Source organism: Bradyrhizobium sp. Y36 (assembly GCF_002531575.1).
Lineage (GTDB): Bacteria > Pseudomonadota > Alphaproteobacteria > Rhizobiales > Xanthobacteraceae > Bradyrhizobium.
In genome coordinates this window covers 239,670-261,284 of the sequence record NZ_NWTI01000007.1, presented here as the reverse complement: position 1 = coordinate 261,284, position 21,615 = coordinate 239,670, and the positions used below count along the sequence as shown (strand labels likewise).

At 65.0% G+C, this 21,615-nt stretch carries 22 protein-coding genes; 11 read left to right on the top strand and 11 right to left on the bottom strand.

The annotated features are described in order from the left end of the window. Positions 1–18 precede the first annotated feature (18 nt). The 6 genes from sucD to zapE all read right to left on the bottom strand — a co-directional run bounded on the left by sucD (position 19) and on the right by zapE (position 5,742). Positions 19–903 carry a succinate--CoA ligase subunit alpha gene (gene sucD, locus CO669_RS15530; protein WP_097660657.1) on the bottom strand — a complete coding sequence of 295 codons (885 nt, stop codon included), beginning with the start codon at positions 901–903 and terminating at the stop codon, positions 19–21. Between the two features lie 64 nt (positions 904–967). Beyond that, positions 968–1,429 (bottom strand): hypothetical protein, encoded by a 462-nt coding sequence (locus CO669_RS15525; protein ID WP_097660656.1) that lies wholly within the window; start codon positions 1,427–1,429, stop codon positions 968–970. 10 nt (positions 1,430–1,439) lie between these two features. Continuing rightward, complete coding sequence (locus tag CO669_RS15520) at positions 1,440–1,919, bottom strand: DUF1579 family protein (RefSeq protein WP_097660655.1); 480 nt, start codon at positions 1,917–1,919, stop codon at positions 1,440–1,442. Between the two features lie 4 nt (positions 1,920–1,923). Continuing rightward, positions 1,924–3,120: an ADP-forming succinate--CoA ligase subunit beta gene (gene sucC / locus CO669_RS15515; protein WP_097660654.1), complete on the bottom strand. Its 1,197-nt coding sequence runs from the start codon at positions 3,118–3,120 to the stop codon at positions 1,924–1,926. Positions 3,121–3,324: 204 nt separating this feature from the next. After that, the gene (mdh, locus tag CO669_RS15510) at positions 3,325–4,293 is read right to left on the bottom strand and encodes a malate dehydrogenase (RefSeq protein WP_008145224.1); all 969 of its coding nucleotides are present in this window, start codon (positions 4,291–4,293) and stop codon (positions 3,325–3,327) included. Between the two features lie 261 nt (positions 4,294–4,554). After that, entirely contained in the window at positions 4,555–5,742 is a 1,188-nt protein-coding gene (gene zapE / locus CO669_RS15505) for a cell division protein ZapE (RefSeq protein ID WP_097660653.1), read from the bottom strand. Between the two features lie 182 nt (positions 5,743–5,924). On the opposite strand from zapE, the gene CO669_RS15500 reads away from it, so the two are divergent. Both CO669_RS15500 and CO669_RS15495 read left to right on the top strand, forming a co-directional pair. Next, positions 5,925–6,179 (top strand): type II toxin-antitoxin system VapB family antitoxin, encoded by a 255-nt coding sequence (locus tag CO669_RS15500; RefSeq protein WP_097660652.1) that lies wholly within the window; start codon positions 5,925–5,927, stop codon positions 6,177–6,179. Further along, entirely contained in the window at positions 6,179–6,583 is a 405-nt protein-coding gene (locus tag CO669_RS15495; protein ID WP_097660651.1) for a type II toxin-antitoxin system VapC family toxin, read from the top strand. Before CO669_RS15500 ends, CO669_RS15495 begins: the two co-directional genes overlap by 1 nt. A 17-nt stretch (positions 6,584–6,600) precedes the next feature. Here the strand turns inward: CO669_RS15495 and thpR are convergent, their stop codons facing one another. Both thpR and CO669_RS15485 read right to left on the bottom strand, forming a co-directional pair. Next, complete coding sequence (thpR, locus tag CO669_RS15490) at positions 6,601–7,137, bottom strand: RNA 2',3'-cyclic phosphodiesterase (protein WP_097660732.1); 537 nt, start codon at positions 7,135–7,137, stop codon at positions 6,601–6,603. A gap of 174 nt (positions 7,138–7,311) precedes the next feature. Next, complete coding sequence (locus CO669_RS15485; RefSeq protein ID WP_198964033.1) at positions 7,312–7,947, bottom strand: arylesterase; 636 nt, start codon at positions 7,945–7,947, stop codon at positions 7,312–7,314. A 55-nt stretch (positions 7,948–8,002) separates the two neighbouring features. Between CO669_RS15485 and CO669_RS15480 the strand changes: the two genes are divergently transcribed. The 4 genes from CO669_RS15480 to CO669_RS15460 all read left to right on the top strand — a co-directional run bounded on the left by CO669_RS15480 (position 8,003) and on the right by CO669_RS15460 (position 13,168). Next, positions 8,003–8,722, top strand: a complete 720-nt coding sequence (locus tag CO669_RS15480; protein ID WP_097660650.1) for an ABC transporter ATP-binding protein — start codon at positions 8,003–8,005, stop codon at positions 8,720–8,722. Further along, positions 8,719–11,289: an ABC transporter permease gene (locus tag CO669_RS15475; RefSeq protein WP_097660649.1), complete on the top strand. Its 2,571-nt coding sequence runs from the start codon at positions 8,719–8,721 to the stop codon at positions 11,287–11,289. The genes CO669_RS15480 and CO669_RS15475 overlap by 4 nt, the downstream gene beginning before the upstream one ends. Before the next feature lie 281 nt (positions 11,290–11,570). After that, on the top strand, positions 11,571–12,362 hold the full coding sequence (locus tag CO669_RS15470; protein WP_097660648.1) for a Bax inhibitor-1/YccA family protein: 792 nt from the start codon (positions 11,571–11,573) through the stop codon (positions 12,360–12,362). 275 nt (positions 12,363–12,637) lie between these two features. Next, a complete protein-coding gene (locus tag CO669_RS15460; protein WP_097660647.1) occupies positions 12,638–13,168 on the top strand; it encodes a GNAT family N-acetyltransferase in 531 nt (176 codons plus the stop codon). Between the two features lie 154 nt (positions 13,169–13,322). Here the strand turns inward: CO669_RS15460 and CO669_RS15455 are convergent, their stop codons facing one another. The 3 genes from CO669_RS15455 to acnA all read right to left on the bottom strand — a co-directional run bounded on the left by CO669_RS15455 (position 13,323) and on the right by acnA (position 18,018). Beyond that, on the bottom strand, positions 13,323–13,694 hold the full coding sequence (locus CO669_RS15455) for a DUF2794 domain-containing protein (RefSeq protein WP_097660646.1): 372 nt from the start codon (positions 13,692–13,694) through the stop codon (positions 13,323–13,325). Positions 13,695–14,290: 596 nt separating this feature from the next. Next, positions 14,291–15,067 (bottom strand): DUF1223 domain-containing protein, encoded by a 777-nt coding sequence (locus CO669_RS15450; protein ID WP_097660645.1) that lies wholly within the window; start codon positions 15,065–15,067, stop codon positions 14,291–14,293. A gap of 230 nt (positions 15,068–15,297) precedes the next feature. After that, entirely contained in the window at positions 15,298–18,018 is a 2,721-nt protein-coding gene (gene acnA / locus CO669_RS15445) for an aconitate hydratase AcnA (protein ID WP_097660644.1), read from the bottom strand. Positions 18,019–18,258: 240 nt separating this feature from the next. On the opposite strand from acnA, the gene ccmA reads away from it, so the two are divergent. From ccmA to CO669_RS15420, 5 genes are all read left to right on the top strand, one after another. Further along, complete coding sequence (gene ccmA, locus CO669_RS15440; RefSeq protein ID WP_097660643.1) at positions 18,259–18,861, top strand: heme ABC exporter ATP-binding protein CcmA; 603 nt, start codon at positions 18,259–18,261, stop codon at positions 18,859–18,861. Between the two features lie 271 nt (positions 18,862–19,132). Next, positions 19,133–19,801: a heme exporter protein CcmB gene (gene ccmB / locus CO669_RS15435; RefSeq protein WP_028150494.1), complete on the top strand. Its 669-nt coding sequence runs from the start codon at positions 19,133–19,135 to the stop codon at positions 19,799–19,801. Between the two features lie 91 nt (positions 19,802–19,892). Further along, positions 19,893–20,684, top strand: coding sequence for a heme ABC transporter permease (locus CO669_RS15430; protein WP_097660642.1), 792 nt, complete (start codon positions 19,893–19,895; stop codon positions 20,682–20,684). Beyond that, a complete protein-coding gene (gene ccmD, locus CO669_RS15425; RefSeq protein ID WP_097660641.1) occupies positions 20,681–20,866 on the top strand; it encodes a heme exporter protein CcmD in 186 nt (61 codons plus the stop codon). The genes CO669_RS15430 and ccmD overlap by 4 nt, the downstream gene beginning before the upstream one ends. Next, positions 20,863–21,447, top strand: coding sequence for a DsbE family thiol:disulfide interchange protein (locus tag CO669_RS15420; RefSeq protein ID WP_097660640.1), 585 nt, complete (start codon positions 20,863–20,865; stop codon positions 21,445–21,447). The genes ccmD and CO669_RS15420 overlap by 4 nt, the downstream gene beginning before the upstream one ends. Positions 21,448–21,615: the final 168 nt, after the last annotated feature.

The window sequence follows — 21,615 nt, the reverse complement described above, 5'->3', positions numbered from 1 at the left end:
AAAGCACGAAGAAGTGAATTAGCCTTTCAACTTTTCGGCAAGCGTGTGGCCGAGGCGGGCGGGAGACGGGGACACTGTAATCCCTGCCGATTTCATCGCCTCGGTCTTGGAACCGGCGTCGCCCTTGCCGCCCGAAATGATCGCGCCGGCATGGCCCATGCGGCGGCCCGGAGGGGCGGTGACGCCCGCGATGAAGCCGACCATCGGCTTCTTGCGACCACGCTTGGCTTCGTCCTTGAGGAACTGGGCGGCGTCTTCCTCGGCGGAACCGCCGATCTCGCCGATCATGATGATCGACTCGGTCTTGGGGTCGGCCAGCAGCATTTCGAGCACGTCGATGAATTCGGTTCCCTTGACCGGGTCGCCGCCGATGCCGACCGCGGTGGTCTGGCCGAGGCCCTCCTGGGAGGTCTGGAACACGGCTTCGTAAGTCAGCGTGCCCGAGCGGGAGACGATGCCGACCGAGCCGGTCTTGAAGATGTTGGCGGGCATGATGCCGATCTTGCACTCGCCGGCGGTCATGACGCCCGGGCAGTTCGGCCCGATCAGGCGCGACTTGGAGCCGATCAGCGAGCGCTTCACGCGCACCATGTCGACGACCGGAATACCCTCGGTGATGCAGACGATCAGCGGGACCTCGGCGTCGATGGCTTCGCAGATCGCGTCCGCGGCGCCCGGCGGCGGCACGTAGATCACCGACGCATCGGCGCCGGTCTTCTCACGCGCATCGCGCACGGTGTCGAACACCGGCAGGCCCAGATGCGTCGAGCCGCCTTTGCCCGGCGAGGTGCCGCCGACCATCTTGGTGCCGTAGGCGATCGCGGCCTCCGAGTGGAAGGTGCCGTTCTTGCCGGTGAAGCCCTGGCAGATGACCTTGGTGTTCTTGTCGATCAGGATGGACATGAGACGAGCCTGCTTTCGTGGATAACTGTTACCTGGCCGGATGAGGGCTGTTCAACGTGGCTGTTCAATCGAAAGAGTAACCGCCGAAAAAGATTTCGTGCGGCTCACCCTTGTCGAAAATGACTGTGTAGACCGCCGATCCGCGCTCGATGCGATCCCACATTCGCTGGTTGGTCGCGACCTGCTCGCGTGTCGGCTTCGACGTTCCGAACAAACCTTCCACGTCGGGCGGAGCCAATGGGAAGGCGGTCATGAATGGCATTCCGCTCCCATCGAAAGGCGCGGGCGAGACCTGCGCGATATCGAGGATGGATCGGGTACCGGTTTCGTCACACTGCTCCATGACCTGCTCGATCGAGGCGTGCTTGGCACCCGGCGTGGGTGCGGACAAATCGATCGGGAAGGTCTGACGCGGCGTCACGGGGTTGTAACGCCCGGCTTGAAACTCGCGCAGCCGCAACTTCTGCAGCGCCGCCTCGAAATCGTTCTCATACGGAACGAAATACCAATATGGATGAGCACCCATGGATCTCGCCCTAATGCACACGCCGGTAGACGCCGGTGAGCACGTCGGCCCAGCCTTCCGCATCCGGCGAGAACTGAATCTTCAACGAGTAGGAATTGTCGTCGATGATCTCGTAGACGTGGCGCGCATTGCCGCGGAGCGAGCCGCGCACCAGCGTCAGGGTCTTGCCGACCCACCCGCCGGAAGCGGGCGAGGGCGGCGTGTAGCCGAGCGAGTCGTACCAGAACAGCTTGTAGGTCCGGTCGTCGCGGTCGTAGGTGAAGATGCCGTGGGTGGCGAAGACCTGCTTGCCGTCGCGCATCTGGACACTGTCCTGGATCAGATAGAATCCATTGAGATCCATGCGCGCGACGGTGCGCGATGTCGCCGGCCCGCCCGCCGTCCAGCGCGACGGGAAGACCATCTCTTCGCCATCCCATTCGCCGGCGAACGCGGCAAGGCGCGCGTGCTCGGGCAGCGGAGATGATGCGGCGAGATGGTCCTGGGCCATGGCCTTAGCCTCCCTTGACGGCCTTCACGATCTTCTGCGCGGCGTCGTCGAGATTGTCGGCGGGCACCACGTTCAGTCCGGATTCACGGATGATCTTCTTGCCGAGCTCGACATTGGTGCCTTCGAGGCGAACCACCAGCGGCACGCTGAGGCCGACTTCGCGAACCGCAGCCGTGACGCCCTCGGCGATCACGTCGCACTTCATGATGCCGCCGAAGATGTTGACCAGGATGCCCTTCACGTTGGGATCGGCGGTGATGATCTTGAACGCGGCCGCGACCTTTTCCTTGCTGGCGCTGCCGCCGACGTCGAGGAAGTTGGCCGGTGCCATGCCGTAGAGCTTGATGATGTCCATCGTCGCCATGGCGAGGCCGGCGCCGTTGACCATGCAGCCGATGTTGCCGTCGAGCGTGACGTAGTTGAGGTCGTACTTGGACGCCTCGATCTCCTTGGCGTCTTCCTCGGTCTCGTCGCGCAGCGCGAGCACCTCGGGATGACGGAACAGCGCGTTGTCGTCGAACGACACCTTGGCGTCGAGCACGCGGAGCTGGCCCTGCTTGGTCACGACCAGCGGGTTGATCTCCAGCATCGACATGTCCTTGGCGACGAACGCGGCGTAGAGCTGCGCGGTGAGCTTCTCGGCCTGCTTGGCGAGATCACCGGAGAGTTTTAGCGCGTTCGCAACGGTGCGGCCGTGATGGCCCATGATGCCGGTGGCGGGATCGACCGAGAAGGTCACGATCTTCTCGGGCGTGTTGTGCGCGACGTCCTCGATGTTGACGCCGCCCTCGGTCGAGACGACGAAGGAGACGCGCGAGGTCTCGCGGTCGACCAGGATCGAGAGGTAGAATTCCTTGTCGATGTCCGAGCCGTCCTCGATGTAGAGGCGGTTGACCTGCTTGCCGGCGGGGCCGGTCTGCACGGTCACCAGCGTCGCGCCCAGCATCTGCTTGGCGAATTCGGTGACCTCCGCGGCCGATTTGGCGATGCGGACGCCGCCCTTGTCGCCGGCCGAGGCTTCCTTGAACTTGCCCTTGCCCCTGCCGCCGGCGTGGATCTGGCTCTTCACCACGTAGATCGGACCCGGCAGCGCCTTGGCGGCGGCTTCCGCGTCGGAGGCTTTGAGGACCGGCACGCCCTTGGAGATCGGCACGCCGAACTCACCCAGCAGCGCCTTGGCCTGATATTCATGGATATTCATATGGTCGCTCCCTGAACCCGCGGGCGGTGACCTCTTGGGCCCACCTCAGTCTTGTGGCTGGCATACCATATACCACAGGAACTGCAACCCGGATTCTTTGACATCGATCTGGACTGCCGACCCGGGGCCTGTCCCGACAACCGGGCCCCGGAAATGAAACCGCCGAAGACCGGTTTTCGGGCTTCGGCGGGACGTGCCTGACGCTTAGCGGCCGAGAAGATCGGGGGCGATCTTCTTGCAGGCGTCGACCAGGCCCTGGACGGCGCCGACCGACTTGTCGAAGGCCTCGCGGTCCTTGCCGGCGAGCTCGATCTCGACGACGCGCTCGACGCCCTTGGAGCCGATCACGACGGGCACGCCGACATACATGTCCTTCACGCCGTATTCGCCGTTCAGGTAGGCGGCCGACGGCAGCACGCGCTTCTTGTCACGCAGATAGCTCTCGGCCATCGCGATCGCGGACGCGGCCGGCGCATAGAAGGCCGAGCCGGTCTTGAGCAGGTTGACGATCTCGGCGCCGCCGTTGCGGGTGCGGTCGACGATCTCGTCGAGGCGCGCCTGCGAGGTCCAGCCCATCTTGACGAGGTCGGGCAGCGGGATGCCGGCGACGGTGGAGTACTTCACCAGCGGCACCATGGTGTCGCCATGGCCGCCGAGCACGAAGGCGGTGACGTCTTCCACGGAGACGTTGAACTCGTCGGCCAGGAAGTAGCGGAAGCGCGCCGAATCCAGCACGCCAGCCATGCCGACGACCTTCTTGTGCGGCAGGCCGGAAGCCTTCTGCAGCGCCCAGACCATGGCGTCGAGCGGGTTGGTGATGCAGATGACGAAAGCGTCGGGTGCGTACTTCTTGATGCCCGCACCGACCTGCTCCATGACCTTGAGGTTGATGGAGAGGAGGTCGTCGCGGCTCATGCCGGGCTTGCGCGGCACGCCGGCGGTGACGATGCAGACCTTGGCGTTGTCGAGCGCCTCGTAGGAATTGGCGCCGGTGTAATGCGCGTCGAAGCCGTCGACCGGCGAGGACTGCGCGATGTCGAGCGCCTTGCCCTGCGGCACGCCCTCGGCGATGTCGAACATCACGACGTCGCCCAGCTCCTTCAAGCCGATGAGGTGAGCCAGCGTTCCGCCGATCTGACCGGAGCCAATCAAAGCAATCTTGTCGCGCGCCATGTGAACCTGTCCTTTAGACACGTAAGGAGGGGAAAACTGAGACGGGTGGTTATCCCTTTCGCCTCCCCCGTTCAAGTCGCCCAATGCCCAATTGTCGGGCTTGGCGCGATAGCAGCCATCCAGGCCCGTCATTCCGGGATGCGCCGACAGGCGCAGGCCCGGAATCCATCGGGCGGCAGAGCTTTGTGGCGCGATGGATTCCGGGCTCGCGACGTTCGTCGCGCCCCGGAATGACAGCGGTACCTTCGACAGGAATAGGACTTAAGTCTCCACCAGGCCCTTGGTGGAGCCGCTGGCGGTGGAATCCTTGCGGCCGTGAGCCAGCGCCAGATAGGATTCCGAGCTCATCTCGATCAGGCGCGAGGACGTCCGCTTGAACTCCATGGCCTCATTGCCCTCATGGGCGAGGTACAGCGAGATCGGGTTGGCGTCGGCCGAGGCCATCAGCTTCACCGCATTGTCATAGAGCGTATCGATCAGCGTGATGAAGCGCTTGGCGGCGTTGCGCTGGGACAGGTCCATCACTGGAATATGGTCGACCAGAATGGTGTGATAGTCGTGCGCCAGCCTGAGGTAGTCCGATGCCCCCAGCGGCTTCTCGCAGAGATCGGCAAAGGAGAACCGCGCCACGCCGTGGGCCGAGCACGGCACGTGCAGGATGCGGCCCTTGATCGAAATGTCGCGCGAGCGGCACTTGGCGCCGCCCGACATCCGTTTCCAGGCGCGGTCGAGCGCGGCATCCGCATCGGCGTCTGCCGGCGTCAGCCACATCGGCACCCCCTGGAGCTTCTCCAGGCGGAAGTCGGTACGCGCGTCGAGCCGCGCGACGTCCATGTGGTCGGTGATCTGCTTGATGAAGGGCAGGAACAGCGAGCGGTTCAGCCCGCCCTTGTAGAGATCGTCGGGCGCGACGTTCGAGGTCGCGACCACGACGGTGCCGAGCTCGAACAGTTTTGCGAACAGGCGCCCGAGGATCATCGCATCCGCGATGTCGGTGACGTGGAATTCGTCGAAGCAGAGCAGCCAGCTCTCCTCGAAGATCGCATTCGCGGTCAGCGCGATGACGTCGCCGTCGGCGATCTCGCCGCGCGCGATGCTCTGGCGGTAGTCGTAGATGCGCTCATGCACGTCGGCCATGAACTCGTGGAAATGCGCGCGCCGCTTGTGCTCGACCGAGGAGTGCTGGAAGAACAGGTCCATCAGCATGGTCTTGCCGCGGCCGACCTCGCCATGGATGTAGAGCCCGCGCGGCGCCTCGTCCTTGTCGCTGCTGCTGAACAGGCGGGCGAGCAGCCCCTGCTTGCGCGAGGGCTTGTAGGTCGCAAGCCGCAGGTCCAGCGCCGCATAGGCTTCGGCAACTTCGGCCTGCGCGGCATCCGGCTCGATCGCACCGGCGGCGATCTGGGCCTGATACGCTTCGCTGAAGGGGGAGTTGGGGGTCGAGAGCATCGCCCTTTACCGCCAGAGACGGACGGAAATTGCAACCGCGTATTGGCGCAACGGCTTATGCGCGACCTGTTTCGCGCGAAGCGGCCGGATCCCGCGAGGCATGGCAGCGGGCTGGCCATCAGAATCCGGCTTGCGGCGCCTTAGGGTAGAATATACCTATTTAGGAACCAAGGAACCTCGAAATGGCCCTGAGCATCAAGGACCCTGAAACGGAGCAATTGGCGCGGAAGCTGGCGCGCCTGACCGGGGAAAGCATCACAACCGCAACCAAGCGCGCCATCGAGGAGCGCTTGCTCCGGCTCGGCGATCAAACCAGCAAAGACGCACTACTTGAAGACATGGCCGAGATCAGGCGTCGTTGGAGCGAAATGCGCGTCGTGGACGACCGCACGCCGGAGGAAATTCTCGGATACGACGAGCATGGATTGCCACGCTAATGGTGATCGACACATCGGCGATCGTGGCGATCGCGCTCAACGAAGACGATGCAGCCGATATCGAGCGACTGATTGTGGATGATCCGATCCGCCTGATCTCTGCAGCCACAGTGCTTGAAGCAACGATGGTGATCGAGACCCGGTTGGGCGATGCAGGCGGGCGCGAGTTTGATCTCTGGCTCGTCAAGATCGGCGCCGAGATCGTCGCGGTCGATGCCGTGCAAGCCGACGCAGCTCGGCGCGCCTGGCGGCGCTTCGGAAAGGGGCGACACGCCGCATCGCTCAACTACGGTGATTGCTTTTCTTATGCGCTGGCGATGAGCCGCGGCGAACCCCTCCTCTTCAAGGGGGTGGACTTTGCGAAGACCGACGTCAGCCGATCGGGCGCATCGCAACCGCGATAACGTGGCGAGGTGCAGAGCTACTCACACAGCTCGTAGGCGTCCTCGACCACATAGGGACCGCCGCCGGTCGATGCCCGCGACGAGAACAGCACGAAGCGCTCGGCCATGAACGCCTTGCTCGGGAAGTAGCCGCGCAACGACAGATAATCGGCGACGTCGCGGTCACTGGCATCGTGCAGCCGGGCGAGCGTGACATGCGGGATGTATTTGCGTCCCTCGGGGTTGAGGCCGATCCGCTGCATCATCCGTTCGAGCTCGGCCTGCAATTCCATCAGCGGCTTGCTCGGCGCGATCGTCGCAACGACGGCCCTCGGCTTGCGGCCGCCGAAGCTCATGAGCCCCTGCACTTTCACCTCGAACGGCTTGCGGTCGACACGAAACAGCATCGAGGCGATCTCGTTGGCGGAGATGCCGTCGATGTTGCCGATGAAGCGGAGGGTGACGTGATAATTTTCGGGATCGATCCACCGGGCGCCGGGAAGGCCGCCTCTGAGATTGGAAAGCGACTGGCCGATCTCGGCCGGAATTTCCAGACCAGTGAACAAACGCGGCATCGTTTCGCACTCCCGATGCTTGGGCATGGTCCCAGGGAAAGACCACATCCAAATTTTAGAGCCGGTGACGAATCACCGGTACCCTGATTCCTATCGCAGTTGTGTGACTCTGCGAAGCATCGCGCGGGCCACCCCGTGAAAACCCTGGGAATTAGGGTTAGCGTTGCCTGCTTTTCATCGCCGCTGCTCGCTTATGTTGCGCAGGAATGCCTCCACGCTGGGCATGATGTTGCCGACGATGATGTCGACGCCCGCCGCGGTCGGATGAATGCCGTCGGCCTGATTGAGCTTGGCGTCGGCGGCAACGCCCTCGAGGAAGAACGGATAGAGCGGCACGTCGAATTTCTTCGCCAGCTCCGGATAAATCGAATTGAAGCGCGCGGCATAGTCGGCGCCGTAATTCGGCGGCGCCAGCATGCCGCACAGCATCACGGCGACCTTGCGCGCCTTGAGCCGCTGGATGATGTCGGTGAGCGCGGCGCGCGTCAAATCGGGATCGATGCCGCGGAGCGCATCGTTGGCGCCGAGCTCGACAATGACGCCCTCGGTTCCTTCGGGCACCGACCAGTCGAGCCGATCGCGCCCGCCGGAGGTGGTGTCGCCGGACACGCCGGCATTGATCATGTCGATCGCTATGCCTTTGGCCTGCAAGGATTTTTGGAGCTTCTGGGGAAACGCCTCCTGGGCCGGAAGGCCAAGACCTGCGCTCAAGGAATCGCCGAGAACGACGAGCTTGACCGGTTTTGTCGCCTCCGCCCAAGCCGGGTTCGCTATTGTCATGAAGACGAGCATCAACACGGCTATGTGCATGAACAATCCGTAACGCCTCTCGACCGCGCTATCGGAGTTGCCATATGACCGGACCATGGATACTCGCATCGAACCCTCTTCGCTCGCCGCTACCGCGGACACCATCGCCATCTCCAACGTCAATCTCTCTTTGGGCACGGGCGCGGCACGCGTACACATCCTCAAGGATATCAGCCTGCGCGTCGCCTCGGGCGAGACGATCGGCCTGATCGGCCCGTCAGGCTCGGGCAAATCCACGCTGCTGATGGTGATGGCGGGGCTGGAGCGTCCTGATAGCGGAGAGGTGGTGGTATCAGGCACGCCTTTCAATGCCCTCGACGAGGACGCGCTGGCGCGCTTCCGCGGCCGCCAGGTCGGCATCGTCTTCCAGTCCTTCCATCTGATCCCGACCATGACGGCGCTGGAGAACGTCGCGGTGCCGCTCGAGCTCGCGGGCTATCCCGATGCCGCCAGGCGCGCGGCGCAGGAGCTGCAATCGGTCGGGCTCGGCGATCGCCTGCACCACTATCCGACGCAGCTCTCCGGCGGCGAGCAGCAGCGCGTGGCGCTGGCGCGCGCGCTGGCGCCCGATCCCGCCATCCTCGTCGCGGACGAGCCGACCGGCAATCTGGACGAGGCCACCGGACATCAGATCGTCGACCTCCTGTTCAGCAAGCATGCCGAGCGCGGCATGACCCTGGTGCTGGTCACGCACGATTCCTCGCTCGCGCATCGCTGCGATCGGGTGATCCGCCTGCGTTCGGGCCGCATCGACACGCAGACCGCGCCGGCATGAGCACCGCTGTCGAATCGTTCGCGAAGCCGAACGGAATCGCGCTGTCGTTGCGCTACGCGCTGCGCGAGTTGCGCGGCGGCCTGCGCGGCTTCTACGTCTTCATCGCCTGCATCGCGCTCGGCGTGATGGCGATTGCCGGCGTCGGCTCGGTGTCGGCGAGCCTGTCCGACGGCCTTGCCCGCGAGGGCCGCACGCTGCTCGGCGGCGACGCCTCTTTCGTGCTGTTCCAGCGCGAAGCAAAACCTGAGGAGGTCGCCTTTCTGCGCTCGCGCGGCACGGTCTCGACCGCCGCGACCTTGCGCGGCATGGCGCGCGCGGCCGACGGCCAGCTCGCGCTGGTCGAGATGAAGGCGGTCGACGACACCTATCCGATGCTGGGCCAGCTCACGCTGGCGCCGCAGCTTCCGATGTCCGATCTGCTCGCGGAGCGCGACGGCGCATTCGGCGCCGCGGCCGATCCGACGCTGCTGGCGCGATTGTCGCTCAAGACCGGCGACCGCGTTACCATCGGCTCCGCGACCTTCCAGATCCGCAGCACCGTCGAGGCCGAGCCCGACAAGCTCGCCGGCGGCATCGGCTTCGGCCCGCGTTTCCTGATCAGCGAGGCGGGCCTGCGCGCCACCGGCCTGATCCAGCCCGGCAGCCTGGTGCGCTGGGTCTATCGAGTGAAGCTGCCCGACACCGCCAACAGCGAGCGCGCCACCGAAGCCTTCATCGCCGATGCGCGCAACGCCGCGCCGCAGGCCGGCTGGGAGATCCGCAGCCGCTCCAATGCCTCGCCGCAGCTCGAACGCAACATCAACCGCTTCACGCAGTTTCTGACGCTGGTCGGCCTCGCCGCGCTGCTGGTCGGCGGTGTCGGCGTCGCCAACGCCGTGAAGAGCCATATCGACCGCCGGCTCGAAGTGATCGCGGCCCTCAAGGCCGTCGGCGCCACCAGGCGCGACGTGTTCGGCATCTACCTCGCGCAGGTTCTGCTGCTCGCGGGCATCGGCTCGATCATCGGCCTTGCGCTCGGCGCCGCCATGCCGTTCGCGATCGTCGGCCTGTTCGGCAAGCTGCTGCCGCTGCCGGTGGTGCCGGCCGTGCACGCCGACGAGCTCGCGCTGTCCTTCGGCTACGGCCTCCTGACCGCGCTCGCCTTCGGCCTGTGGCCGCTCGGCCGCGTGCACGACGTGCCGGTGGCCGCGCTGTTCCGCGACACCATCAGCTCGGAATGGCACCGGCCCCGCGCGGGCTATCTCGTGTTCATGGGCGTGGTGATCGCGCTGCTGATCGCGGTCGTGATCGGGCTCTCCTTCGACAAGCGCATCGCCGCCGTGTTCGTGGCCTCGTCCGTCGTCGTGTTCGCCCTGCTGCGCGGCATCGCCGCGCTGCTGATGGCCATCGCGCGGCGATTGCCGCGGACACAGCTGCCGATGCTGCGGCTTGCGATCGCCAACATCCACCGGCCCGGCGCGCTGACGCCTTCCGTCGTGCTGTCGCTAGGGCTCGGGCTCGCCGTGCTCGTCACCATCACCCAGATCGACGGCAATCTCCGCCGGCAGTTCCTGGCGGCGCTGCCGGATCGCGCGCCGTCGTTCTTCTTCATCGACATTCCGAGCGCGCAGGCCGCACCGTTCGACGAGTATCTCCGCAAGATCGCGCCCGGCGCGACGATCGAGGACGTGCCGATGCTGCGCGGACGCATCGTCGCGGCGCGCGGGGTGCGCGCCGAGGAGCTCAAGCCCACCACCGATTCCGAATGGGTGCTGCAGAGCGACCGCGGCCTGACCTACACCGGCGAGCTGCCGAAGGGCTCCAAGGTGATCGAAGGCGAATGGTGGAGCGCCGATTATTCCGGCCCGATCCTGGTCTCGATGGAAAAGAAGATCGCCGACGGGCTCGGCCTCAAGCTCGGTGACGAGATCGTGGTCAACGTGCTCGGCCGCGACATTCCGGCCAGAATCGGCAATCTGCGCACCATCGACTGGCAGGGGCTCGGCATCAACTTCGTCCTCGTGTTCTCGCCCAACGCCTTCAAGGGCGCCCCCCACACCCACATCGCGACCCTGACGGAAACCGGGGGAACCGCGACCGGCGACGGCAAGATCATCAAGCAGGTCGCCGATGCCTATCCGATGGTGACGAGCGTGCGCGTGCGCGAGGTGATGGAGACGGTCGGCTCTGTCGTGACCAATCTGGCGCTGGCGATTCGCGGCGCCAGTGCCGTGACCCTGATCTCGGCGATCCTGGTGCTCGGCGGGGCGCTTGCCGCCGGCCATCGCCACCGGGTCTACGATGCGGTGATCCTGAAGACGCTGGGCGCGACGCGGCTGCGGCTGCTCGGCGCCTATGCGCTCGAATATCTGCTGATCGGGCTCGCCACCGCGGTGTTCGGCGTGATCGCCGGCAGCCTGGCTGCCTGGATGATCGTGACGCGGCTGATGACGCTGAGCTTCGTCTGGCAGGCCGGCAGCGCGGCCGGAGTGGTCGCGGCCGCGCTCGTCGTCACCGTCGGACTCGGGCTCGCGGGCACGCTGCTGGCATTGAACAAAAAGCCCGCCATGGTGTTGCGGAATTTGTGACAAAATGTAGCGGATGGCCGCACAGATGCGGAATCGCACGATTCCCGCGATTAACCACGACTGCTCGTCAGGTTCGCGTCAGGATTGCCGCCAAGGGCGACATTCAGCCGCGCGTGGAAGGTTGCAGTGAATGTGTTAGTTTCCCACATATCGAATGGGTTCGGAGCCCCGATTGTTAGCCAAAATTTAGTCGGCTGGCATTGGTATCCGAGATAGAATTTGACGAACCGGCGGCATGGCGACCCTCATGCCGGACCGGACCAACCAACGGGAATTCGACCATGTCGGACCTAGACCGTAACTACGCTTCTCCTTTCGGCAGGGCCGCCGGGCGTGTTGACGCCGCGACGGTCGATGCCGGCCTGCGCGCCTACATGCTGCGCATCTACAACTACATGAGCATTGGCCTGGCCATCACCGGCCTTGCCGCGCTCGGCGTCTACATGGCTGCCGTGACTGACGTCCCGACCGCGGACGCCGTCCGCGTCGGCAAGATGTTCCTGACGCCGTTCGGCTACGCGATGTTCGTCAGCCCCCTGAAGTGGCTGTTCATGCTCGCGCCGCTCGCCATGGTGTTCGTGATCTCGGCGGGCATCAACCGTCTGGCTCCCTCGACCGCCCAGATCCTGTTCTGGGTGTTCTCGGCGCTGATGGGCATCTCGCTCTCGTCGATCTTCCTGGTGTTCACGCACACCTCGATCGTGCGGGTGTTCTTCATTACCGCGGCGACCTTCGGTGCGCTCAGCCTGTACGGCTACACCACCAAGCGTGACCTGACCGGTATGGGCTCGTTCCTGTTCATGGGCCTGATCGGCATCGTCCTCGCCAGCCTGGTGAACCTGTTCCTGGCCTCTTCGATGCTGCAGTTCATCGTGTCGGTGGTCGGCGTGCTGGTGTTCTCGGGCCTCACCGCCTGGGATACGCAGCGGCTGAAGAACGACTACATCTACGGCTACGCTTCGGCCGGCGGTGACATCGCAGAGCGTGCGGCCATCACCGGCGCACTGTCGCTGTACCTGAACTTCATCAACCTGTTCACGCTGCTGCTGCAGCTCCTCGGCCAGCGCGAGTAAGCGCCAGGTACGAGAGACGGACACGAACCCCGGCCGAGAGGCCGGGGTTTTTGTTTTGCGGCGGGATGGCGACGCCCACCGCTGTCATCGCCCGCGAAGGCGGGCGATCCAGTACGCCGCAGCGGCTCGGTTCTAGCCGTGCTGTCTCGGAGTACTGGATGCCCCGCCTTCGCGGGGCATGACAGCGGAGAAGATGGCTGCTGCGATCGCGATGACGATGTGGAAGCAGCGTTAGCCCCTTCCGGCCACCGCCGGGACGCTCTATCCTTCCTCCCATGACCGCGCCAGACATCAGGCCCACCACCGAGGCCGACCTTCCCGCCATCACCGCCATCTATCAGCAGGCCGTCCGCGAGGGCACTGCGACGTTCGAGCTGGAGCCGCCCGATCTCACCGAGATGACGCGCCGCTATCGCGTGCTGATCGACGGTGGCTATCCCTATTTCGTCGCCATCCTCGACGGCCGCGTGGCCGGCTATGCCTATGCCGGCGCCTACCGGCCCCGGCCGGCCTACCGCTTCACGGTCGAGAACTCGATCTATCTCGATCCCGCGTTCCACCGCCGCGGCGTCGGCTCAAGGCTGCTGGAGCGGCTGGTCGCCGAATGCGAGGCGCGCGGCTTCCGCCAGATGATCGCGGTGATCGGCGATTCCGCCAATGCCGGCTCGATCGGCGTGCACACCAGGGGCGGCTTCAAGATGATCGGCACGCATCCCAATGTCGGGCTGAAATTCGGCCGCTGGCTGGACACGGTGATGATGCAGCGCGACCTCGGCGAGGGCGGGAGAAGCGTACCGACAAAGTAGGTCTCGTAGGGTGGGCAAAGCGTAGCGTGCCCACGCACTTGTCGTTATGAAGATAAAGACGTGGGCACGGCGCCATGCGCCTTTGCCCACCCTACAGCACCGCTCGTGCGGTCAGACCAATGCCGGTTACCGGTTTACGACACCGTTCGCGTCGCTACACCACCGCCAGCTTGCGATCGATCACCAGCAGTACGCGCTCGAGCTCGTGGCCGCGGCGCAGGATCAGGCCCGTCGCCGAGATCACGCTGTACATGCCCTGCTTGCGCGCCAGGCGCGGGTCCTTCTCGATGCGGTAGATCGGCACTTCCGAAGCGCGGCGATAGACCGAGAACACGGCGCGGTCCTTCAGGAAGTCGATGGCGTAGTCGCGCCATTCGCCGTCCGCGACCATGCGGCCGTAGAGATTGAGAATACGATGCAGCTCGAGCCGGTTGAACGTCACCCTGCTCTGTTGCGCATTCGCGGCGGCGGTGCGCGCCGCCGCGCGCTGCTCGCTCGGATCGGCATCCTCCGACATCAGACTCATGGAGAGCCTCCTCATCGCATGGCATGACCCCGGCCCGCGAACCGTCCCCGGAACCAGGGGATCATGACAATGGCATGATTGCGCCAACCGTTCCTCACCGCAAGGCTCTTGATGGAACTTGGCGATGCAACCTGTTCTCAACCGATTGAATCAGGCGCGACTCCCGCCACACGCAAAGGTGGAACTCTGTCGCGGCAAACCGTCACGGGATCGTTAGAAGGAATCATAGTATCGCCGCTTTTCCGCCTAGCGACTGCCGCCCTGCATTGCGAAAAGACTTGTGTGCGTTGACCCGGTCCTTTCGGTTCCGGATTCCTCAGCCCCCAGCCCCCCGGGGTCGAACAGGATCGGGTCTGTACGCGCGACAAGGAGGGCCAACGCAAGTTGGTCCTTTTTTGTTTGTGTCGAGATGTTTCCGGCGCGGCCGGCCTTCTCTCAAAGCATCACCGCGAAAGCTCTCTCCCCTCATCCTGAGGGCCGCGCTCTCCGCGCGGCGTCTCGAAGGATGCGAGGCCTCACGGTTCGAGACGCGCGCAAGAGCGCGCTCCTCACCCTGAGGCTTGAGAGCAGCGTGCGACGCTCAGGAGCAATTCGAATCAGTGCAGCGACGTGTAGGCGGCACCGAGCATCGGGCCCGGTCGCTCGCGGCTGCCGTCCTGGACATAGACCACCGCGCCGTCGACGCCGTCGCGCGTGAGATTCTCGATCGGCACCGTCCAGCTTTCCGAACGGCCCGTCCAGTCACCGACCTTCAGCAGATTGCGCACCACGTTATGATAGGTGACCTGCTGTCCGCGATTCTCGCCGCGGGTGATTGCGATCGGGACCGACTTGGCGATCGAGCAGATCCAGACCTCGCCATGCGAGACGGCCGGCTCCTTGCTTGCGGCGACCGACACGTTGATCTGCTTGCCGGCGAGCGACATCGTCACCGGCACGCTCATCACGCCCCCGCCCTGGTCGGTCTTGCCGATCGCGCTCTCGATGCCGGCGCGATCGCTGCCGATGACATGGGTGGAGCCGTTGACCACGACCTGCGGCGTGTAGACCTCACGGTCGCCGCGCATGCGCGAATAGGCGCGCTGCCGTGCAGAGAAACGCGAATCCGCCAGCGTGTCCTTCCAGCCGAGATAGTCCCAATAATCGATCGGCATGCTCAGGGCGATGACCGAGGGATCCTTGGAGAGATCGCCGATGATCTTGTCGGCGGGCGGGCAGGAGGAGCAGCCTTGCGAGGTGAACAGTTCGACCACGGCGCGGGGATCAGCCTCGGCAGGACGAATGACAGCGACGATCGCACAGATGCCGAGAGCGCCCGACCAGAGGGCACTGGACCAACGTGAAACCGGATGGGAAGCCGTCATTGTTGTCATGTCGAACGCCGCACACCATTGCTCGTGGGAAGGGGATCTTATCGCCGGATGGTCACCGTAGTCTTACGGGGCGCAGCATGCTCAACCGTCCAGGCCATCCAAAGGGACGTTTTCCGCCGGGCGGGCCCATCTAGAACATGCCACATACGCACGAAGGCGACCTTGTGATAGGCCGCCTTCGTTTAACCTTCTACTCACGTCGCGGTGAGCCACCGTTCACAAATTCGCGCTTAGGCCGCGAGCTTGCGCAGCACGTAGTGCAGGATACCGCCGTTGCGGTAGTAGTCGAGCTCGTCCAGCGTATCGATGCGGCAGAGCAGCGAAACGCGCTGCAACGAACCGTCGCCCGAGACGATTTCCGCGGTCAGCTTCTGGCGGGGCTTGAGGTCGCCTTGGAGGCCGCGCAGCGTGACCTTCTCGTCTCCCTTCAGGCCGAGCGACGACCAGGACGTGCCGTCCTCGAAGGTCAGCGGCAGCACGCCCATACCGACCAGGTTGGAGCGATGGATGCGCTCGAAGCTCTGGCAGATCACGGCGCGCACGCCGAGCAGACGGGTGCCCTTGGCCGCCCAGTCGCGCGAGGAGCCGTTGCCGTATTCGGCGCCGGCGAACACCACCAGCGGCACCTGCTCCTGCTGGTACTTCATCGCGGCGTCGTAGATCGACATCTGCTCGCCGTCGGGCCAGTGCTTGGTGAGACCGCCCTCGGGGATGTTGCCGTCGGCGCCCTTGAGCATGAAGTTCTTGATGCGGATGTTGGCGAAGGTGCCGCGCATCATCACTTCATGGTTGCCGCGGCGCGTGCCGTACTGGTTGAAGTCGGCGGGACGCACCTGGTGCTCGCTGAGATACTTGCCCGCGGGCGAGGTGAGCTTGATCGAACCGGCCGGCGAGATGTGGTCGGTGGTGATCTTGTCGCCGAACATGGCGAGGATGCGCGCCTCGACGATGTCGGTGACCGGCTCCGGCTCCTTCTTCATGCCGTCGAAATAAGGCGGGTTCTGCACGTAGGTCGAAGACATGTTCCAGCGATAGGTCTCGCTCTCGACCGTCTTGATCTTGCGCCAGTTGGTGTCGCCCTTGAACACGTCGGCATACTTCTTCTTGAAGATCGCCGAGGTCACGAACTTCTTCATGAAGGCGTTGATTTCCTTCGTCGTCGGCCAGATGTCCTTCAGGTACACCGGCTTGCCGTCCTTGCCTTCGCCGATCGGCTCGACGGCGAGGTTCTTGGTGACGCTGCCGGCGAGCGCGTGGGCGACGACCAGCGGCGGCGAGGCGAGATAGTTCGCCTGCACGTCCGGCGAGACGCGGCCTTCGAAGTTGCGGTTACCCGAGAGCACGGCGGCGGCGACGATGCCGTTCTCGTTGATCGACTTCGAGATCTCCTCCGGCAGCGGACCGGAATTGCCGATGCAGGTGGTGCAGCCGAAGCCGACCAGGTTGAAGCCGACCTTGTCGAGATCCTTCTGCAGGCCGGAATCGGCGAGATAGCCGGCGACGACCTGGCTGCCCGGGGCGAGCGAGGTCTTCACCCACGGCTTCGCCTTCAGGCCCTTCGCCGCGGCGTTGCGGGCCAAGAGGCCGGCGCCGATCAGCACGCTGGGATTCGAGGTGTTGGTGCAGGACGTGATGGCGGCGATCACGACGTCGCCATGGCCGATCTCGAAGTTCTTGCCTTCGACGGCGAAGCGCTTGTTGGGCTCCTCGGACTTCTTGTACTCGCTGCTGAGCGCGAGCGAGAAGCCTTCGGCGACCGACGGCAGCGCGATGCGGCCCTCGGGACGCTTCGGACCGGCCATCGAGGGCACGACGTCGGCGAGGTCGAGCGTCAGCGTTTCCGTGAACACCGGATCGGCCGACTTGGCGGTGCGGAACAGGCCCTGCGCCTTCGCATAGGCCTGCACCAGCGCAACGCGCGGCGCCGCACGGCCGGAGGTCTTGAGATAGTCGATCGCGGCGGCGTCGACCGGGAAGAAGCCGCAGGTCGCGCCATATTCCGGCGCCATGTTGGCGATGGTCGCCTTGTCGGCGACCGAGAGATGGTCGAGGCCGGGGCCGAAGAACTCGACGAACTTGCCGACCACGCCGAGCTTGCGCAGCATCTGCGTCACGGTCAGCACGAGGTCGGTCGCGGTGACGCCTTCCTTCATCGCGCCCTTCAGCTTGAAGCCGACGACGTTGGGCAGCAGCATCGACAGCGGCTGGCCGAGCATGCAGGCTTCCGCCTCGATGCCGCCGACGCCCCAGCCGAGCACGGCGAGACCATTGACCATGGTGGTGTGGGAATCGGTGCCGACGAGCGAGTCAGGATAGGCGACCTCGAAGGTGCCGGTCTTCTTGCCGACCGTCATCTTCTCCTTCTTGGTCCAGACCGTCTGGGAGAGATATTCGAGATTGACCTGGTGGCAGATGCCGGTGCCGGGCGGCACGACGGAGAAGTTCGAGAACGCCTTCTGGCCCCACTTCAGGAACTCGTAGCGCTCCTGGTTCTGCTTGTACTCCTCGGCGACGTTCTTGCCGAAGGCCTTGTTGTCGCCGAAGAAGTTCACGATCACGGAGTGGTCGATGACGAGGTCGACCGGCACCAGCGGATTGATCTTCTCGGCATCGCCGCCGAGCTTCTGCATCGCGTTGCGCATCGCGGCGAGGTCGACCACCGCGGGCACGCCGGTGAAGTCCTGCATCAGCACGCGCGCCGGGCGGAAGGCGATCTCATGCTCCAGCGACTTCTTGCGCAGCCATTTGGAGACGGCGACGATGTCCTCTTTCTTGACCGAACGGCCGTCCTCGTTGCGCAGCAGGTTCTCGAGCAGGACCTTCATCGAATAGGGAAGTTTGGAAATTCCCTTCAGACCATTCTTCTCGGCCGTGGGCAGGCTGTAATAGACATAGGTCTTGGCGCCGACCTTGAGGGTCTTTTTGCATTTGAAGCTGTCGAGCGAGGTCATGTAGGAAATCCCAATTGTTAGTTATACCCGGCGGGGTATCTTAACACCGTCAGCGTATCAGGCTGGGCTGCTTGCAGGGGCAGGTTGAGTTGCTGCATCAAGTAGTTCCGGGCTTATAGAAGCTTTCTAACCGCGCCGCCACAGCCACAATCGTGCCGCAGCAACCGCGAGCCAAAAATTCCCATGCGCTACCCCAAGTTTTCCTGAGGCCTGGTTTTGAGTGACTTGAAACGAGGCGAGATGCAGCTGTCCGGACACGACCTCATCTGCGTGCGCGGCGGCCGCCAGGTGTTTGCCGGGCTCGATTTCGCGGCCGTCTCCGGCGAGGCCGTGGCGGTCGTCGGCCGCAACGGATCGGGCAAAACCTCGCTGCTGCGGCTGATCGCGGGCCTGCTGGTGCCGGCGGGAGGCAAGATTGCGCTGGAAGGCGGCGATGCCGAGCTGACGCTGCCCGAGCAGTGCCACTATCTCGGCCATCGCGATGCCCTGAAGCCGGCCCTCAGCGTGGCCGAAAACCTGACATTCTGGGCCGATTTTCTCGGCGGCGAGCGTTTGGACTTCACCGAGAGCCTCGCCACGGTGGGGCTGGAGCACGCCACCCACCTGCCCGCGGGCTTCCTGTCGGCCGGCCAGCGCCGCCGGCTGTCGCTGGCGCGCCTGCTGACCGTCCGCCGCCCGGTCTGGCTGCTGGACGAGCCGACCAATGCGCTTGACGTGGCCGGCCAGGACATGTTCGCCGGCCTGATGTGCGAGCACCTGTCGCGCGGCGGCATGATCATCGCGGCGACCCACGCCCCGCTCGGGATCGATTCGCGAGAGCTGCGGATCGGGGGCGTGGCATGATTCGCATCGACCCTCAGCTTTCCGAGCGGCTGGCCCTCGGCCTTTCCGGTCCCTCCCCCCTTGTGGGGGAGGGACAGGGAGGGGGGTGCCACACGGCGCGCTTTATCGGTCCTAGCGTTCGGAAAGCAGGCACTCGGCTGCTGGCAGCTCGTCTCTCAAAAGCATCTCGCCCGGGGCTGCCCGCCTCCCCAACCCTCCCCCACAAGGGGGGAGGGAGCGCAGTATGTGCGGGGCTGATAGCCGACGCTCCAATCACCACTGGAAGCCCCCCATGACCGCCCTCTCCGCCCTGATCCGCCGGGACATCCGGATCGCACTCCGCGTCGGCGGCGGGGCGCTGATCGGGGTGCTGTTCTTCCTGACCGTGGTGGTCCTGATGCCGTTCGCGGTCGGCCCGGATCTGGCCCTGCTGTCGCGGCTGGGGCCGGCCATTCTCTGGCTCGGCGCGCTGCTGGCGAGCCTGCTCACCCTCGACCGGCTGTTCATGGCCGACCATGAGGACGGCTCGCTCGACCTGATCACCATGAGCCGGACGCCGCTGGAACTCGCCTGCGCCGCCAAGGCGCTGGCGCATTGGCTGGCGGCCGGCCTGCCGCTGATTGTCGCAACCCCCGTGCTTGGCCTCTTGCTCAACCTCGACATGGTCGCGACCGGGGCGGTGGCGCTGACGCTGCTGGCGGGCACCCCGGCGCTGACCTTCACCGGCATGATCGGCGCGGCGCTGGCGGTGACGCTGCACCGCGGCGGACTTTTGATGGCAGTGCTGGTGCTGCCGCTGTCGATTCCCGTGCTGATTTTCGGGGTTGCAGCCTCGCAGGCCGTGATCGTCGGCCCGATGACGTTCGGCGCGCCGTTCTCGATCCTGTGCGCGCTGTCCCTGGTCAGCCTCGTGATCGGGCCCTTCGCAGCCGCAGCGAGCCTGCGGCATGGTCTCGACTGAACTGGGCTCGATTGATGTTGACCCCGATCAACTTTCGTCCCTCGCTTTCGTGCTGATTGCCTGAGCGGCCATCGATGATTATCAGGGTACCATGACACTGATCGACCTCGCCAACCCCACGCGGTTCCTCGCGCTGACAGCGCGGGTCCTGCCGTGGCTTGCGGCCGCGACCGTCCTGCTGCTTGCGATCGGTCTCTATCAAACCGCGCTGGCGCCCGACGACTACCAGCAGGGCGCGACCGTGAAGATCATGTTCATCCACGTGCCCAATGCCTGGCTGTCGATGTTCGTCTGGGGCGTGATGAGCATCGCTTCGCTGGGCACGCTGGTGTGGCGGCATCCGCTCGCCGACGTCGCCGCCAAGGCCGCAGCTCCGATCGGCGCCGCCTTCACTTTCCTCGCACTGCTCACGGGTTCGCTGTGGGGCCGGCCGATGTGGGGCACCTATTGGGAATGGGACGCCCGCCTGACCTCGGTGCTGATCCTGTTCTTGATGTATCTCGGCCTGATGGCGCTGTGGCGCGCGGTCGACGATCCCTCGCGCGCCGCCCGCGCTGCCGCCGTGCTGACCCTGGTCGGTGCGCTCAATTTGCCGATCATCAAGTTCTCGGTCGACTGGTGGAACACGCTGCACCAGCCGGCTTCGGTGATGCGCATGGGCGGATCGGCGCTCGACAAATCATTCCTGATTCCGCTGCTGGTGATGGCGATCGCCTTCACGCTGCTGTTCGTCACGCTGCATCTGGCCGCGATGCGCAACGAGATTCTGCGCCGCCGTGTCCGCTCCTTGCAGATGATGCAGGCGAGCCGCGTGGCGTTCTCGAGCGAGATGGGCGCCACCTCGCGCGGACAGAACGCGTCGAAGGAAGTTGGGGCCGCATGATCATGTCGCTCGGTCCTTATGCATCCTTCATCGTGACGTCCTATGCCGCAGCCGCCCTCGTGGTGGCGATCCTGATCGGCTGGATTGCGCTGGACTATCGCAACCAGACGCAGCGCCTGCGCGAGCTGGAGGAGCGCGGCATCACCCGCCGCTCCGGCCGCAGCGCCATGGACGCGTCATGAGCGATCAATCGACCTCCGCACCGCCGCAGCGCCGCACCTTCCTGATGGTGCTGCCGCTGATCGCCTTCATCGGACTGGCGCTCCTGTTCTGGTTCCGGCTCGGCAGCGGCGATATCTCGCGGATTCCCTCCGCGCTGATCGGTCGTCCCGCGCCGCCGACCGCGCTGCCGCCGCTGGAGGGATTGCAGGCAGACAATGCGCAGGTGCCGGGCCTCGACCCCGCCGCGTTCAAGGGCAAGGTCAGCCTGGTCAATGTCTGGGCCTCCTGGTGCGTGCCCTGCCACGACGAGGCGCCGCTCCTGACCGAGCTCGCCAAGGACACGCGCTTCCAGCTGGTCGGCATCAATTACAAGGACGCCGCGGACAATGCGCGGCGCTTCCTCGGCCGTTACGGCAATCCGTTCGGCCGCGTCGGCGTGGATGCCAACGGCCGCGCCTCGATCGAATGGGGCGTCTACGGCGTGCCGGAAACCTTCATCGTCGGCCGCGAGGGCACCATCGTCTACAAGCTGGTCGGCCCGATCACGCCGGACAATCTGCAGAAGATCTTGTTGCCGCAGATGGAGAAGGCGCTGAAGTAGCCGCCGTCATTGGGGGTGAGCAAGCCAGCCACAAGCACCGCTGTCATGCCCCGGCTTGACCGGGGCATCCAGTACGCCGCGGCCTCTCTGCATCTCAACTGTCTCTGGAATACTGGATCGCCCGGCCAAGCCGGGCGATGACAGTTGAATGTGTGGTGCCGCCTCCGC